The following is a 13,350-nucleotide window of genomic DNA, read 5'->3' on the forward strand; positions in this document are numbered from 1 at the left end:
TATAGGTACGGGTCGTGGACCAGGTTCCCATCATCCAGCCTTCGGACCAGTTCAGGTCCGTCAGGTAGATGGAGTTGACGCCTCCGCCTGCGAAGGCGATGACATCGCCGGCTCCGTCGCCAACATAGATCCTGTCATCCCCGGCGCTGCCCACGACAACCTGGATGCCGGTCGTCGTGGCAACTTCCGCAACGATCTCGTCGTGCGTCACCTGTGGGTAACTGACCGAGTCGCTGAACACTCCATGCGCGATATAGCCGCCAAGCGGCCCGCTGAATAATCCCGGATTCTGTGCTTTCAAATCATCCAAAATCGCCATTGCCATCCCCTCGGCAGTTTCATTGCCCAGAAAATCCATTCCCCTATATTTTTCCCGTACTGAAGGGGCGTTTGTCTCGCAAGCGCTTAATAATGCGTCTTAATTTGGTAAAAATTCACAAAGCGGCGGAAAACAAGGAGAGATGATTATTGCGCAATTCTGGGTTGCGAAAATGAAGGGGCTGGTGGCTCTGATTGCATCCCGCTTTCTCCTACGCCCCTTTTGCCCCGCCGCGTCGGCGTGCTAGATAATCGGCATGACACAGACATCCCCTTCCGCTGGCGCTCCGGGTGCCGCTCCGGGCGCCCTGCCCGCCTCCATCGACGAGACCGTAGCCCTGCTCGCCAGGGGCGATTACGTCGCCGACCGCAGCCTCTCCACCGCGCTCTATCTGGCGCTGAAGCTGGGCCGCCCGCTGTTCCTGGAGGGCGAGGCCGGCGTCGGCAAGACCGAGATCGCCAAGGTGCTGGCGAAGGCGCTGGGCCGCGACCTGATCCGCCTGCAATGCTATGAGGGGCTGGATGTCGGGTCCGCTGTCTATGAGTGGAATTATCTGCGGCAGATGGTGGAAATCCGCGTCGCCGAGGCGGCGGACGGGGCCGACCGCGAGACGCTGGCCAGCGACATCTTCCAGGACCGCTTCCTGATCCGCCGCCCCTTGCTGCAGGCGCTGGAACCGCATGCCGGCGGCGCGCCGGTGCTGCTGATCGACGAGCTGGACCGCACCGACGAGCCGTTCGAGGCCTATCTGCTGGAAGTGCTGTCAGATTTTCAGGTGACGATCCCGGAGCTGGGCACGGTGAAGGCCGAGAAGCCGCCCATCGTCATCGTCACCTCCAACCGCACGCGCGAGATCCATGACGCGCTGAAGCGCCGCTGCTTCTATTACTGGGTGGATTACCCCAACGCCCAGCGCGAGCTGGACATCCTGAAGGTGAAGGCGCCGGGCGCACCGGAAGCGCTCAGCCGGCAGGTGGTCGGCTTCGTGCAGGAGCTGCGCAAGCTGGACCTGTTCAAGCAGCCGGGCGTGGCCGAGACCATCGACTGGACGCATGCGCTGGTGCAGCTCGACCAGCTGAGCCTCGATCCCGAGACAGTGAACAACACGCTGGGCGTGCTGCTGAAATACCAGGACGATATCGCCCGCATCCAGGGCAGCGAGGCCAACCGCATCCTGACCCAGATCAAGAGCGAGCTGGCCGCGCACGGCGCGGTCTAGGGCCAGCCGATGGACGGCGACTCCCAGAAGGACGGCCCCCAGGATGGCGGCAAGCTGGTCGCCAACATCATGCATTTCGCCCGTGCCCTGCGCATGGCGGGCCTGCCCATCGGCCCCGGCAAGGTGCTGGACGCGATATCGGCGGTGCGGGCGGTCGGCATGGGGAGGCGCGACGATTTCTACTGGGCGCTGCACGCCGTCTTCGTGAACCGGCAGGACCAGCGCGAGATTTTTGACCAGGCCTTCCATGTGTTTTGGCGCAATCCCCGGCTGCTGGAGCGCATGATGCAGCTGGTGCTGCCGCAGCTGCAGCTCGACCAGCCGCAGCCCGATGCCGCGGAGATGAACCGCCGCCTCGCCGAGGCGCTGATGCAGGGCAATGAGGCGGTGCTGGCCGACGAGGCCGACGAGGAGAAGCTGGAAATCGACGCGGCCTTCACCGCCTCCGACAAGGAGATGCTGCAGTCGATGGATTTCGAGAAGATGAGCGGTGACGAGGTGCGGCAGGCGCAATCCATGCTGCGCCGCCTCGTCCTGCCCATCGCGGAGATGCGCACGCGGCGCTTCGCCCCCTCTTCCGCCGGCGGTGCTGTCGACCTGCGGGCCACGCTGCGCGGTGCCCTGCGCAGCGGCGGCGATGTCATTCCGCTGGAGCTGAAGAAGCGCCGCACCCGGCCGCCGGCGCTGGTGATCCTGTGCGACATTTCCGGCTCGATGAGCCGCTATTCCCGCATGCTGCTGCATTTCATGCATGCGCTGACCAACGACCGCGACCGGGTGCACACCTTCCTGTTCGGAACGCGGCTGACCAATGTGACGCGATACCTGCGCAAGCGCGATGTGGATGAGGCGCTGTCGAAGGTCGGCGAGGCGGTCGGTGACTGGTCTGGCGGCACGCGCATCGGTGCCTGCATCGAGGGCTTCAACCGGCTCTGGTCGCGCCGTGTGCTGGGCCAGGGGGCGGTGGTGCTGCTGATTACCGACGGGCTGGACCGCGATGCCGGCGATGGCGTGGCAGAGGAGGTCGAGCGGCTGCGCCGGTCCTGCCAGCGGCTGATCTGGCTGAACCCGCTGTTGCGCTTCGATGGCTTCGCGCCCAAATCTCTAGGGGTCCGGGCGATCCTGCCGCATGTCGACGAGTTCCGCCCGGTGCATAATCTGGAAAGCCTCGGCGCCCTGGCCGAGGCGCTCAGCAGGCCCGAGACGCGGCGGGGCGCCGGCATGGCACCCTGGCTCCGGCGCATGGAGGAAGTGGCATGAACAATCCCGCGGAAGACATTCTGGAACAGGCGGCGCAGTGGCGGGCCTCCGGCAAGCAGGTGGCGCTGGCCACGGTGGTCAGCACCTGGGGCTCCTCCCCGCGCCCGGTCGGCAGCCAGCTGGCGGTTGACGAGGACCGGCGGATGATCGGCTCGGTCTCTGGCGGCTGCATCGAGGGTGCGGTGGTGCATGAGGCGCTGCAGGTCATGCAGGGCGGCGCGCCGAAGCTGCTGGATTTCGGTGTCACCAACGAACAGGCCTGGGAAGTCGGCCTTGCCTGCGGCGGCAAGGTGCAGGTCTTCGTCGAGCGGGTGGATTGAGATGCAGCCGGCAATCCTGAAACGCCTGCTGGAGGAGCGCGCGGCGAAACGCCCGGTGGCGCTGGTGACCCGCATCGAGGGCGGCCAGCAGGCCGTCGTGACCCCGCAGGAGGTATTGGGCGCGCTGGAATTGGACGCGGCGCCGCTGGCCGAGGTCCGTCGCAGCCTCGCCGAGGATCGCAGCGGCATGATCGAGGGCGGCTATTTCGTGCATGTCCATAATCCGCCGCTGCGCCTGATTCTGGTCGGGGCGGTGCATATCGCGCAGGCGCTGGCGCCGATGGCGGCTATCGCCGGTTATCAGGTGGTGATTGTCGATCCGCGCCGTGCCTTCGCCACTGATGAGCGCTTCCCCGGCATCACGCTGGATGACCGCTGGCCAGACGAGGCGCTGGAGGATCTGAAGCCGAACCGGCGCACCGCCGTGGTCACGCTGACCCACGATCCGAAGCTGGACGATCCGGCGCTTATGGTCGCGCTGAAGTCGGACGCCTTCTATATCGGCTGTCTTGGCAGTCGAAAGACGCACGCCAAGCGGTTGGAACGACTCACGGAAGCGGGATTCGGCGAGGCGGATTTTCAGCGCATCCACGGGCCGCTCGGTCTCGATATCGGCGCCATCACACCGGCGGAGATCGCCATTTCCGCGCTGGCCGAAATCACTGAAGTTCTGCGCCGCGCGCCGGAGGCTGAGGTGAAAGCCGCATGATCTTCGGCGATACGCCGCTGGATGAGGCCGAGGGTGCCATCCTGGCGCACAGCCACCGGCTGCCCGGCAAGGCGCTGAAGAAGGGCCGCGTGCTGGCGGCGGAGGATATCGCGGCGTTGCGCGCGGCTGGTGTGTCGCAGGTCGTCGCTGCGCGGCTGGAACCGGGCGACGTGCCGGAAGACAAGGCAGCATCCCGTCTCGCTGCTGTGATGGCGGGCGATGGTACGGAGACGACGGCCCCCTTCACCGGGCGCTGCAACCTGATTGCTACCGCGGACGGTCTGCTGACCTATGACCCGGCCGCACTGGACGCGGTGAACCTGATCGATGAGGCGCTGACGGTCGCCCTGCTGCCCCCCTATGAGGTGGTGGAAAAGGGCCAGATGATCGGCACGGTGAAGATCATCCCCTTCGCTGCCCCCGAAGCGGCGCTTGAACAGTGCGAATTATTGGCCGGCAAGGTGCATGTTGTGGCCTTCCGGCCGGTGCGTGCCGGGCTGGTGCAGACCGCCCTGCCCGCCACCAAGCCCAGCGTGCTGGACAATACCGCGCGAATCACGGCGGCCCGGCTGGAACGCATGGGCGCCGGGCTGGGGGAAGAGTTGCGCTGCGCCCATGACACGGCAGCGACCGCCGCCGCGATCCGCCAGCAGATCGCCGCCGGCTGCGATATGGTGCTGCTGTTCGGCGCCTCCGCCGTGGTGGACCGGCGCGATGTGCTGCCCGCCGCCATTGTCGAGGCCGGCGGGACGGTGGATCATTTCGGCATGCCAGTCGATCCCGGCAACCTGCTGCTGCTGGGCCATATCGGCGATACGCCGGTCATCGGCATGCCGGGCTGCGCGCGCTCGCCGAAGCTGAACGGGTTCGACTGGGTGCTGCAACGGCTTGTCGCCGGACTGCCGGTTACGCGCACCGATATCATGCGCATGGGCGTTGGCGGCCTGCTGAAGGAGATCGCCAGCCGGCCTCTGCCGCGCGAGGATGGGCACAAGATGAATACCGCACCCCGTAAAGCCCCGCGCATCGCCGTGCTGATCCTGGCCGCCGGGCAGTCGCGCCGCATGGGGGCACAGAACAAGCTGCTGGCGGAGATCGACGGCAAGCCGATGGTGGCACGGGTGGTAGAGATCGTCCGGGCGTCCAGGGCCGGTCCGGTCACCATCGTCACCGGGCATGAAGCCGACCGGGTGAAGAAGGCCCTGCCCGGCGATATCGCCTTCGTACACAATCCGGATTATGCGGCAGGGCTCAGCACCTCGCTGAAGGCCGGTATCTCTGCCCTGCCCGCCGATATCGACGGTGTGCTGGTCTGCCTGGGCGACATGCCGCGCATCTCGCCCGTAATGATCGACCGGCTGATTGCTGCCTTCGATCCGGTCGAGGGCCGCGAGATCTGCGTGCCAACCCACAAGGGCAAGCGCGGCAACCCGGTGCTGTGGGGCAAGCGCTTCCTGCCGGAAATGGCGGCGCTAGCCGGCGATGTCGGTGCGAAACACCTGATCGGCGCGCATGCCGATCTGGTGGTCGAGGTCGAAATGGAGGAGGACGGCGTGCTGATCGATATCGACACGCCGGACGCGCTGACGCGTTATCAGGCCAGCTAAATCGTCAGCTGTTGATGTCGAGCAGCGACTGGTTCAGCTGCAGGCCGGTCTGCACGGTGCGCAAATTGGCTTCGAACTGGCGCTGGCTGGTGATCTGCTGCACCACTTCATTTGCCGGATCGACGTTCGGCAGGAAGCTCACGCCCTCCTGGCCTGTCTCGCCGGTCTGCTGCTGACCAGTCCGGGTTTCACCCTGTTCTTCCGGCGCGGTTTCCTGGAGAACCGGGATGGAGGCTGGCGTGATCGGCCGGGTGGTGGACTGGACGCCGCCGCCTTCCTGGCTCTGGTCGATGGCGCGCAGCGGCTGGAAGCCCTGGGTTTCCTCAGGCTGAGCGGTGCTGTCCAGCGGCCGGTTCGTCTCTTCCGGTGCCACGGCGCGGCTCTGAATATTGGCAACATTGTTGGCGCTGACATTGAAGCGGTTGGTCGCCGCCGCAGCGCCCGAGAGTGCCGATCCGATACCGTCAATAAAGCTCATGCCTTCACCCGTGAATTGAGGAGGTCTCTTTTCACAAATCCTAAAGTAAGGCTTAGCCCCCGCTAAGGCAAGCCTTGCAGGCTGTGCTCACGCAATAGTGAGCATCATCGGCGCCGCAGCAGCACCACGGACAGCCCGGCCATGACGAGCAAGAGGGCGGCGATCTCGGTCAGCCCGATAGGCTCGCCCAGTACCAGGGCACTCGACAGCACGCCAACCACCGGGATCGCCAGCGTGCCGATGGCGGCAATGCTGGCCGGAAACAGATCGACGATGCGGAACCAGGCCCAGTGGCAGAAGATCATCGGGATCAGCGCGGCATAGAGTGCGGCCCACAGCACTTCGCCACGCAGCCCGGCGAAATCAGGCGCCGGATCGATGAGCAGCGCGCCGAGGAAGATTGGCAGGCCGCCAAGGGTCAGCTGCCAGCCGGTCAGCGCCACCGTGCCGATCTGCCAGCTTTGCCGCTTGGTCACGATGGTGCCCATCGCCCAGGTCAGGGCCGCGCCCAGCATCAGCAGGGAGCCGATGGGTGCTGCGCCCAGCCGGGCCATCTCCGGCCCGATCAGTACCGCCAGCCCACCAATGCCGAGGACAAGCCCGATGAGCTTGCGCAGCGTGAAGGCCTCCTTCAGCACCAGGCTGGCCAGGATCGAGGCCCAGATCGGCATGGTGAAGGCGATGATCGCCCCCCTGCCCGCCTGCACCTGCAACAGCCCATAGGCGGAGAACAGGTGCCAGCCGGTGACGTTCAGCAGGCTGGCAATCAGCAGCGGCTTCAGGTCCGCCGCGGCGATGCGGATGGTCTGGCGCTTCGCCAGCGCGAAAGCCAGCAGCGAGAAGCCGCCGACGAACAGGCAAAGGGTGCGGAAGGTGAAGGGCGCGATGCCGGTCAGCGCCAGCTTCATGGCCGGCCAGTTGATCCCCCAGAACAAGGTCAGCAGCACCAGCAGCACGAAACCGCTCGCCGGCAAGGGAGCAGGCAGGGGAGACGCGCCTGGCGGCGCGGTGAAGATCCGCTGGTCGGTCAAGGACAGGCTCCGAAAAGAGCTGAAGGTTCGCCAGCATTAGAAATGATCGGCGCGCAGGGCAAGAGACCGTCTGCACAGTTCTGCCATGCCTATACCGGCAGTCAGGCGGCGATATTGATCTGCGAGATGATGGTATCGAAGTTCTGCGCCGTCTGGGCGTATGCGCCGGCAGCGCGCCCGGCCTGCTGCGCTGCTTGCTGCGTCAAGGGATTGCCTATCCCTTCGCCTTCCTCAGAGGCTGCCTGCTGTTCCTCGTTCCGCTGCTCGCGCAGTTCGGCCTGCGCCTTCAGCCGGGTCTGGTCGGCCTGGGCGGCAACGGCACGGTCCTGCGGCGATGGCTCGGCAGGCGCCAGGGCGGCGCGCTTCACGATCTCCATCTTCTGGATGGTGGCTTCGGGATCGCCGGAAACCGGCGATACATCGATGGAAACCTCGCCGCCAATGGCGTAGCGGTTGCCATCCGGGCCGTTCTCGTACTCATAGGATGGAGAACTTGCGTAGGCACCGCCGGCAGCGGCATGCGCCTGTTCGTGCGCGCGCACCTTGCGGTCGGTCTGCTTCAGCTCATCGACCTGCGCCCGCTCTTCCTCGGTAAGGCCGGAGGGGTCGGTGGTCTCTTCTTCCTCGGAACTGCTGGCGGCACTGAAGGTCTGAAGGTCGATCAGCCGGCCATTGCCGCTCTGCGCTGATTGATTTTCAGCTTCAGCAGCGGGCGTCTGGTTGCCAGCAGCCTGAGTTTGCGGCTGCGGCGCCGTCGAATCCTGCGTTGAGGCGCCAGAAAGCGCCCCGGATGACGCGGTTGCGCCGGGCGCTGTGTAGCTGATCGTGCCGGCAAGTGACGCAATCATTGCGATCACCACCTCTTCCCGCCGTTCGCTGGCGGAAAAGAGTATGCTTGTGAAGGCGGCAAGTCAAAAGACTGCCGCCTCCGCAGCGATCCTAGACGCTGATGTCCAGGTTGGTGCCCCGGCCGGAACCCGCCGGTGCGGCCGGCTGTTGCGCGCCCTGCTGTGCCCCCGCCTGGCCTGCGCCGCGCGCGATGTCGCCGGCGGCCTGCAGATTGGCGGCAGCGCCCTGCGCGGTCACCTGGGCCTGCTGCTGTTCGGAGCGCAGACCCGCGATGGCGAGTGACTGGGCACCGGTTGCGCTTCCTACATTCATGGCGATTCCCTCATTGATTGGTAACCTTGGCGAAGAATATAGGGCGATATCCCTAACAAAGAATGAACGTGGTTTACGTTGCCTCGCACCGTCGCGTGGACTACCTTTTTGGAACGATTGTAATCAAAGTGGCGTTATCGAAAGCGCCACGGACAGTCTTTCCGTTTCGCCCATCAGCCATCACCGGAACCCAGGAGACAAAGCCAGATGTCGAGCGAAAACCTGCACGCCCCGCGCGAACGCCTCAGCAAGGAAACTCTGACGATGCATCATGCCATCGTCTCGGTCATCGAAGAGCTGGAAGCCGTGGACTGGTACCGGCAGCGCGCGGACGATTGCGAGGATGAGAGCCTGAAGGAAATCCTGCTGCACAATATGCGCGAAGAGATCGAGCATGCCTGCATGGGGCTGGAATGGCTGCGCCGCAATAATGAGCATTTCGCCAAGTACATGGACGAATTTCTCTACAAGAAGGGCGATATTGACGAGCATTGATCGTCCCGCGCGCCCTCTATTCTCGCACTGTTCGGCGCGCATAATGAACAAATTCGTCATCCTGTAATAAAACCGCAAACCCCCGTGGCTATAGTCCGAACGGATTTTGGATATCCGTCAGGATTGTTAGCAAACGGGGGGTTTGCATGTCTCTTTTCCGTAATATGGCCATGGCGCTGTCGCTGGGTGTGCTTGTCGCGGGCTGCGCCACGGCGGACTCGCACAAGATGTCTTCGCCCTATGACAAGCCGGGCTTCACCACCATGGTGGAAGATGGCCGTCTCTGGGTGTTCAAGACCGGTTCCAAGGAGCTGGCGGACTTCCAGAAGAAGGGCGAGCCCGCCAAGCAGGTGACCCGCATCGCCGCCGGCCCGAACCGGATGACGGTAAAGTCCACCGACAGCGCGACGATCGACGCCTATATCGTCCAGAAGGCCGGCTTCGAGACCAAGATCGAGGATGGCCGCCTGTGGGTGTTCAAGTCGGGCTCCAAGGAGTGGGCGGCGTTCGAGAAGAGCGGCGAGCCGGCGAAGCAGGTGACCCGCATTGCTGCCGGCCCCGGCGGGATGACCATCAAGTCGAGCGACTCCAAGGTCATCGACGAGTATCTGGCGGCGAAGTAAGCCTTCTGCCAGGCAGTATGGAACGGGCGTCCTTCGGGGCGCCCGTTTTCGTTGTGCGCTCCGCTCATGCTGTCTTGCACCGGGCGCGGGTTGCGTATGGAGAGGCGGCTGTTAAGCTGCCTGCAACCTTAACAACTATAAAAGACGCCCCCTTCATGACAGCTTCCGACAGCAACCCGGCAGGCAACTGGCCGGAGCAGATATTCGCGGTGCTGAAACGCGCCGAAATTCGCCAGGTCGGCTATGTGCCGGATGCCGGCCACAGCCGGCTGATCAAGCTGTGCCAGGCCGACCCGGATATGCACACGGTCTCCCTGACCACCGAGGAGGAAGGCATCGCCCTTGCCGCCGGTGCCTGGCTGGGCGGGCAGCGGGCGGCCCTGCTGATGCAGAGCAGCGGCGTCGGCAATTGCGTGAACATGCTCTCGCTGGCGAAATCCTGCCGCTTTCCGCTGCTGACGCTGGTGACGATGCGCGGCGAATGGGCGGAGTTCAACCCCTGGCAGCTGCCGATGAGTCAGGCCACGCCGCAATCCTTCGAGATGATGGGCGGGCTGGTCTATCGCGCCGACACGCCGGAAGAAGTGGCGGAGACCGTCGAGGCCGCCGCCGACATCGCCTTCAATGGCGACAGCGTCGCCGCCGTGCTGCTGGGGCAGCGCCTGATCGGCCGCAAGCAATGGGTGAAGAAATGAGCCGTTCCAACAAGCTGGACCGCCGCGCGGTCGCCAGGGCCCTGCTGGACGGGCGCGACGAAAACCTCCTTGTAGTCACCGGCCTCGGCTCCACCACCTATGACGCCTTTGCCGCCGGCGATCATGACCTGAACTTCTATCTGTGGGGCGCCATGGGTGGTGCCGCCATCATGGGGCTGGGCATCGCGTTGGCCCAGCCGGACCGCAAGGTGCTGGTCATCACCGGCGATGGCGAGATGCTGATGGGCATGGGTGCGCTGGCCACCATCGGCGTGCAGCAGCCGGCCAACCTCTCCGTTATCGCCTTCGACAATGCGCATTACGGCGAGACCGGCATGCAGGCCAGCCACACCGGCAAGGGCGTCGATCTGGTCGGCGTCGCCAAGGCCTGCGGCATTCCCGATTGCCGTGACGTGAACGACATGGAGGGCGTGGCCGAGCTGAAGGCGCGCATCCGCCAGGGTGGCGGCACGCTGTTCGCCCGTGTCGGTATTTCCGCCGAGGAGACGCCGCGCGCCCTCCCGACCCGGGATGGCGTCGAGCTGAAGCTGCGCTTCCGCAAGGCGCTGGGAGTCTAGGCGCCATGCCCGCCTCCAACCTGTTCAATGCTGAGGAGATCCTCGACGGCATCTGCGGGTGGGTGCGGATCGAAAGCCCGACCTACGAGCCGGACCGGGTGAACCGCATGATGGACGAGGCCGAGGGGGTGATGCGCGCCCTCGGCGCCGCCATCGAGCGGATTCCCGGCACGGATGGCTATGCCGATGTGGTGAAGGCCACCCTGCCCTTCGGCGACGATCCGGATGCGCCCGGCATCCTGGTGCTGGGTCATCTCGACACGGTGCATCCGGGCGGCACCATCGACGGGCCGCTGCAACTGCGCCGCGAGGGCGACAAGGTCTTTGGCCCCGGCATCTACGACATGAAGGGCGGGATGTACCTCGCCTATTACGCGCTGCGGCAGATGCTGAAGGCCGGGCAGAAACCGGCCCTGCCGGTCACCTTCCTGTTTATCCCGGATGAGGAGGTCGGCAGCCCCTCGACGCGGGTGCTGATCGAGGCCGAGGCGAAGCGCAGCCGCTGCGTGCTGGTGCCGGAGCCCTCGCGACAGGGCAATGTGGTGACCGGCCGGCACGCCTTCCTGCGCTACAGGCTGCACATCCATGGCAAGCCGGCCCATGCCGGGGCGGACAACCGGGCCGGGCGCAGCGCCATCCGCGCCATGGCACGGCTGATCGACCGGCTGGAGGGGATGTCCGATTTCGAGCGCGGCATCACCTACTCGGTCGGTGTGGTGCGCGGCGGCCAGTGGGTGAACGTCATCCCCATCGAGTGTACGGCGGAAGTGCTGTGCGTTGCCCCGACCGAGGAAGCCTTCGCCGAGGTGCAGGCGAGCATGGCGGCACTGAAGCCGGACGATCCCGAGGTCACGCTGGTGGTCGAGCCGGGGCCGGTGCGGCCGCTGTTTCGCGCCAGCGAGGGCACCATGGCGCTGTACGAAATGGCGCGGCAGCTGTCCGAGGCGGAGGGGATCGCGCTGACCCACGGTCAGTTCGGCGGCGGCAGCGACGGCAATTTCACCGGGGCGCTGGGCGTGCCGACGCTGGACGGGCTGGGCGTGCGCGGCGGCGGCCCGCATACTCATGGCGAGCATTTGCTTGTGTCCTCACTGGAGCCGCGCGCCCGGCTGCTGGCCGGCCTTTTCGAGACGATCCGGTAATGCTAATCGCCTGACGCGGCGCGCAGCCGTGCCCGGTAGATCGAATAGAGCCCGGCGGCGACGATCAGGCTGGCCCCGGCTACCGTCCAGCCATCCGGCAGGTCGCCGAACACCAGCCAGCCCAGGATCGTCACCAGCACCAGCTGGGTATATGTGAAAGGCTGCAGCGCCGAGGCTGGCGCCAGGGTGAAGGCCTTCATGAACACGGTATGCCCCGCCGCGCCCAGAATGCCGATCAGCAGCAGCAGGAACCAGCCAAGCGGCGTCGGCTCTGTCCAGTGGAACGGCACCACGACGCTGGTCATGGCCAGGCCGATTACCGCCGTCCACAGTGCCGTGGTCGGGGCCGGATCGTAGCGTCCGACGATGCGCAGCATGATCTGATAGACCGCCCACATGGCGGTACCGATCAGCGTCAGGATGGTACCGGTGCTCATGCTCTCGAAGCCCGGCCGGACGATGATGAGAACGCCGGCAAAGCCGACAGCAACCGCCGACCAGCGCCGCCAGCCAACCCTTTCCCCCAGGAATGGCACGGAAAGCGCCACCACCATCAGCGGCGCGCTGGCGGCGATGGCCTGCACATCGGCCAGCGGCAGGTATTTCAGTGCGGCCACGAAGAAGCCCATCTCGATGACCAGCAGCGCCGCCCGCGCGCCCTGCAGCAGTGGCCGCTGCGAGCGCCAGGTCAGCCCGCCATGTCTTTTGTAGGACAGTGCCAGCGCGATCGGCACGAAGATCAGGAACCGCACCCAGAGAATCTGCGCGATGCTGTGGCTCTGGCCCAGCACCTTGTTCAGCGTATCGACGCAGGCGAACATGAAGACGCCAACCAGCACGATGGCGATGCCGGCCTTCAGCGATTGCGCCTCCTGCTCGGCTGCGGTCAGCGCCATGCGAGCGCCCTATTCCCAGCTATTGGCATTTTTGTCGAAATCTTTGCTCTGGGCCCTGACCACGCAGAAGCGATGGCCTGTCGGCGCGGCCATGACCACCCAGCCCTTGATCTCGACGATCTTCCTGGCACCCAGTTTTTCCAGCCGGGCAACTTCCGCAGGAATGTCGTCAGCCTCGATATCGAGATGCACGCGGCTCGGGTGATCGACCCTCTGCACCTCGATATCCATCTCCCCTGACGGCATCTCCAGCTTGATATAGCCGGCATCCTCAGTGGCCTTGTCCCGCCGCCGCGGCAGGCCAAGCGCCTGGCTCCAGAAATCGGCCGCCCCGTCGAGATCTTCGCCGAGACAGTCGATGATGAAGCCGCCAAGCCTGCTGCGGTGCATGGGAAGACTCCTCGGAAAAGACCTAGCCGCGCCCGACGAAGGGCATCTTGGTCGCCATGACGGTCATGAACTGAACATTGGCGTCCAGCGGCAGGCTGGCCATGTAGGCGACCGCGCTGCCGACATGGGCGACATCCATGCGCGGCTCGACCATCATCGTGCCGTTGGGCTGCGGCACGCCCTTGGTCATGCGCTCGGTCATCTCGGTCGCCGCGTTGCCGATATCGATCTGGCCGCAGGCGATATCGTATTTGCGTCCGTCCAGCGAGGTGCATTTGGTGAGGCCGGTGATCGCGTGCTTGGTCGCCGTATAGGGCGCCGAATTGGGCCTCGGCCGGTCGGCCGAGATCGAGCCGTTGTTGATGATGCGCCCGCCGCGCGGGGTTTGATCCTTCATCAGCCTGAAGGCTTCCTGGGTGCAGTAGAA

General features: G+C 65.3%; 18 protein-coding genes. 10 read left to right on the forward strand and 8 right to left on the reverse strand.

Annotated features, from left to right (window positions below; genetic code table 11):
• Nucleotides 1-358 (reverse strand): hypothetical protein (locus MK313_RS16455; protein WP_287782993.1); only part of this gene is annotated, 358 nt, incomplete at its 3' end.
• Between the two features lie 217 nt (nt 359-575).
• On the opposite strand from MK313_RS16455, the gene MK313_RS16460 reads away from it, so the two are divergent.
• The 5 genes from MK313_RS16460 to MK313_RS16480 are packed head-to-tail and all read left to right on the forward strand — an operon-like array spanning nt 576 to nt 5,434.
• Nucleotides 576-1,538, forward strand: a complete 963-nt coding sequence (locus MK313_RS16460) for an AAA family ATPase (protein ID WP_287782995.1) — start codon at nt 576-578, stop codon at nt 1,536-1,538.
• A gap of 9 nt (nt 1,539-1,547) precedes the next feature.
• Nucleotides 1,548-2,798 (forward strand): vWA domain-containing protein, encoded by a 1,251-nt coding sequence (locus MK313_RS16465; protein ID WP_287782997.1) that lies wholly within the window; start codon nt 1,548-1,550, stop codon nt 2,796-2,798.
• A complete protein-coding gene (locus MK313_RS16470; protein ID WP_008944595.1) occupies nt 2,795-3,118 on the forward strand; it encodes an XdhC family protein in 324 nt (107 codons plus the stop codon). Before MK313_RS16465 ends, MK313_RS16470 begins: the two co-directional genes overlap by 4 nt.
• Nucleotide 3,119: 1 nt before the next feature.
• Nucleotides 3,120-3,827 (forward strand): XdhC family protein, encoded by a 708-nt coding sequence (locus MK313_RS16475; RefSeq protein WP_287782998.1) that lies wholly within the window; start codon nt 3,120-3,122, stop codon nt 3,825-3,827.
• A complete protein-coding gene (locus MK313_RS16480) occupies nt 3,824-5,434 on the forward strand; it encodes a molybdopterin-binding/glycosyltransferase family 2 protein (protein ID WP_287783000.1) in 1,611 nt (536 codons plus the stop codon). The genes MK313_RS16475 and MK313_RS16480 overlap by 4 nt, the downstream gene beginning before the upstream one ends.
• Nucleotides 5,435-5,438: 4 nt before the next feature.
• On the opposite strand, the gene MK313_RS16485 is transcribed toward MK313_RS16480, so the two are convergent.
• From MK313_RS16485 to MK313_RS16500, 4 genes are all read right to left on the reverse strand, one after another.
• On the reverse strand, nt 5,439-5,912 hold the full coding sequence (locus MK313_RS16485; RefSeq protein ID WP_287783002.1) for a flagellar basal body rod C-terminal domain-containing protein: 474 nt from the start codon (nt 5,910-5,912) through the stop codon (nt 5,439-5,441).
• A 104-nt stretch (nt 5,913-6,016) separates the two neighbouring features.
• Complete coding sequence (locus MK313_RS16490) at nt 6,017-6,943, reverse strand: DMT family transporter (protein ID WP_287783004.1); 927 nt, start codon at nt 6,941-6,943, stop codon at nt 6,017-6,019.
• A gap of 101 nt (nt 6,944-7,044) precedes the next feature.
• Nucleotides 7,045-7,791 carry a putative metalloprotease CJM1_0395 family protein gene (locus MK313_RS16495; RefSeq protein ID WP_287783020.1) on the reverse strand — a complete coding sequence of 249 codons (747 nt, stop codon included), beginning with the start codon at nt 7,789-7,791 and terminating at the stop codon, nt 7,045-7,047.
• A gap of 91 nt (nt 7,792-7,882) precedes the next feature.
• Entirely contained in the window at nt 7,883-8,104 is a 222-nt protein-coding gene (locus MK313_RS16500) for a hypothetical protein (protein WP_287783006.1), read from the reverse strand.
• A gap of 207 nt (nt 8,105-8,311) precedes the next feature.
• Between MK313_RS16500 and MK313_RS16505 the strand changes: the two genes are divergently transcribed.
• The 5 genes from MK313_RS16505 to MK313_RS16525 all read left to right on the forward strand — a co-directional run bounded on the left by MK313_RS16505 (nt 8,312) and on the right by MK313_RS16525 (nt 11,637).
• Nucleotides 8,312-8,599 (forward strand): ferritin-like domain-containing protein, encoded by a 288-nt coding sequence (locus MK313_RS16505; protein WP_008944602.1) that lies wholly within the window; start codon nt 8,312-8,314, stop codon nt 8,597-8,599.
• Nucleotides 8,600-8,745: 146 nt separating this feature from the next.
• On the forward strand, nt 8,746-9,222 hold the full coding sequence (locus MK313_RS16510) for a hypothetical protein (RefSeq protein WP_202802382.1): 477 nt from the start codon (nt 8,746-8,748) through the stop codon (nt 9,220-9,222).
• Between the two features lie 155 nt (nt 9,223-9,377).
• Entirely contained in the window at nt 9,378-9,917 is a 540-nt protein-coding gene (locus tag MK313_RS16515; protein ID WP_008944604.1) for a thiamine pyrophosphate-binding protein, read from the forward strand.
• Nucleotides 9,914-10,495, forward strand: coding sequence for a thiamine pyrophosphate-dependent enzyme (locus tag MK313_RS16520; protein WP_287783010.1), 582 nt, complete (start codon nt 9,914-9,916; stop codon nt 10,493-10,495). The genes MK313_RS16515 and MK313_RS16520 overlap by 4 nt, the downstream gene beginning before the upstream one ends.
• Nucleotides 10,496-10,500: 5 nt before the next feature.
• Nucleotides 10,501-11,637, forward strand: coding sequence for a M20/M25/M40 family metallo-hydrolase (locus tag MK313_RS16525; protein ID WP_287783012.1), 1,137 nt, complete (start codon nt 10,501-10,503; stop codon nt 11,635-11,637).
• A gap of 2 nt (nt 11,638-11,639) precedes the next feature.
• Here the strand turns inward: MK313_RS16525 and MK313_RS16530 are convergent, their stop codons facing one another.
• The 3 genes from MK313_RS16530 to MK313_RS16540 all read right to left on the reverse strand — a co-directional run.
• Nucleotides 11,640-12,533: a DMT family transporter gene (locus MK313_RS16530; protein ID WP_287783014.1), complete on the reverse strand. Its 894-nt coding sequence runs from the start codon at nt 12,531-12,533 to the stop codon at nt 11,640-11,642.
• A gap of 9 nt (nt 12,534-12,542) precedes the next feature.
• Entirely contained in the window at nt 12,543-12,923 is a 381-nt protein-coding gene (locus tag MK313_RS16535) for a VOC family protein (protein WP_287783016.1), read from the reverse strand.
• Nucleotides 12,924-12,945: 22 nt separating this feature from the next.
• The coding region (locus MK313_RS16540) for an SDR family oxidoreductase (protein ID WP_287783018.1) at nt 12,946-13,350 on the reverse strand (405 nt) is incomplete at its 5' end.

This window comes from Oceanibaculum sp., assembly GCF_022449305.1.
Classification (GTDB): domain Bacteria; phylum Pseudomonadota; class Alphaproteobacteria; order Oceanibaculales; family Oceanibaculaceae; genus Oceanibaculum; species Oceanibaculum indicum.

Excerpts from the sequence above, each read along its gene's own strand:
- MK313_RS16460 (WP_287782995.1), top strand. The coding sequence starts at position 576 with ATGACACAGACATCCCCTTCCGCTGGCGCTCCGGGTGCCGCTCCGGGC.
- MK313_RS16465 (WP_287782997.1), top strand. The coding sequence starts at position 1,548 with ATGGACGGCGACTCCCAGAAGGACGGCCCCCAGGATGGCGGCAAGCTG.
- MK313_RS16470 (WP_008944595.1), top strand. The coding sequence starts at position 2,795 with ATGAACAATCCCGCGGAAGACATTCTGGAACAGGCGGCGCAGTGGCGG.
- MK313_RS16475 (WP_287782998.1), top strand. The coding sequence starts at position 3,120 with ATGCAGCCGGCAATCCTGAAACGCCTGCTGGAGGAGCGCGCGGCGAAA.
- MK313_RS16480 (WP_287783000.1), top strand. The coding sequence starts at position 3,824 with ATGATCTTCGGCGATACGCCGCTGGATGAGGCCGAGGGTGCCATCCTG.
- MK313_RS16485 (WP_287783002.1), bottom strand. The coding sequence starts at position 5,912 with ATGAGCTTTATTGACGGTATCGGATCGGCACTCTCGGGCGCTGCGGCG.
- MK313_RS16495 (WP_287783020.1), bottom strand. The coding sequence starts at position 7,791 with ATGATTGCGTCACTTGCCGGCACGATCAGCTACACAGCGCCCGGCGCA.
- MK313_RS16500 (WP_287783006.1), bottom strand. The coding sequence starts at position 8,104 with ATGAATGTAGGAAGCGCAACCGGTGCCCAGTCACTCGCCATCGCGGGT.
- MK313_RS16505 (WP_008944602.1), top strand. The coding sequence starts at position 8,312 with ATGTCGAGCGAAAACCTGCACGCCCCGCGCGAACGCCTCAGCAAGGAA.
- MK313_RS16510 (WP_202802382.1), top strand. The coding sequence starts at position 8,746 with ATGTCTCTTTTCCGTAATATGGCCATGGCGCTGTCGCTGGGTGTGCTT.
- MK313_RS16515 (WP_008944604.1), top strand. The coding sequence starts at position 9,378 with ATGACAGCTTCCGACAGCAACCCGGCAGGCAACTGGCCGGAGCAGATA.
- MK313_RS16520 (WP_287783010.1), top strand. The coding sequence starts at position 9,914 with ATGAGCCGTTCCAACAAGCTGGACCGCCGCGCGGTCGCCAGGGCCCTG.
- MK313_RS16525 (WP_287783012.1), top strand. The coding sequence starts at position 10,501 with ATGCCCGCCTCCAACCTGTTCAATGCTGAGGAGATCCTCGACGGCATC.
- MK313_RS16530 (WP_287783014.1), bottom strand. The coding sequence starts at position 12,533 with ATGGCGCTGACCGCAGCCGAGCAGGAGGCGCAATCGCTGAAGGCCGGC.
- MK313_RS16535 (WP_287783016.1), bottom strand. The coding sequence starts at position 12,923 with ATGCACCGCAGCAGGCTTGGCGGCTTCATCATCGACTGTCTCGGCGAA.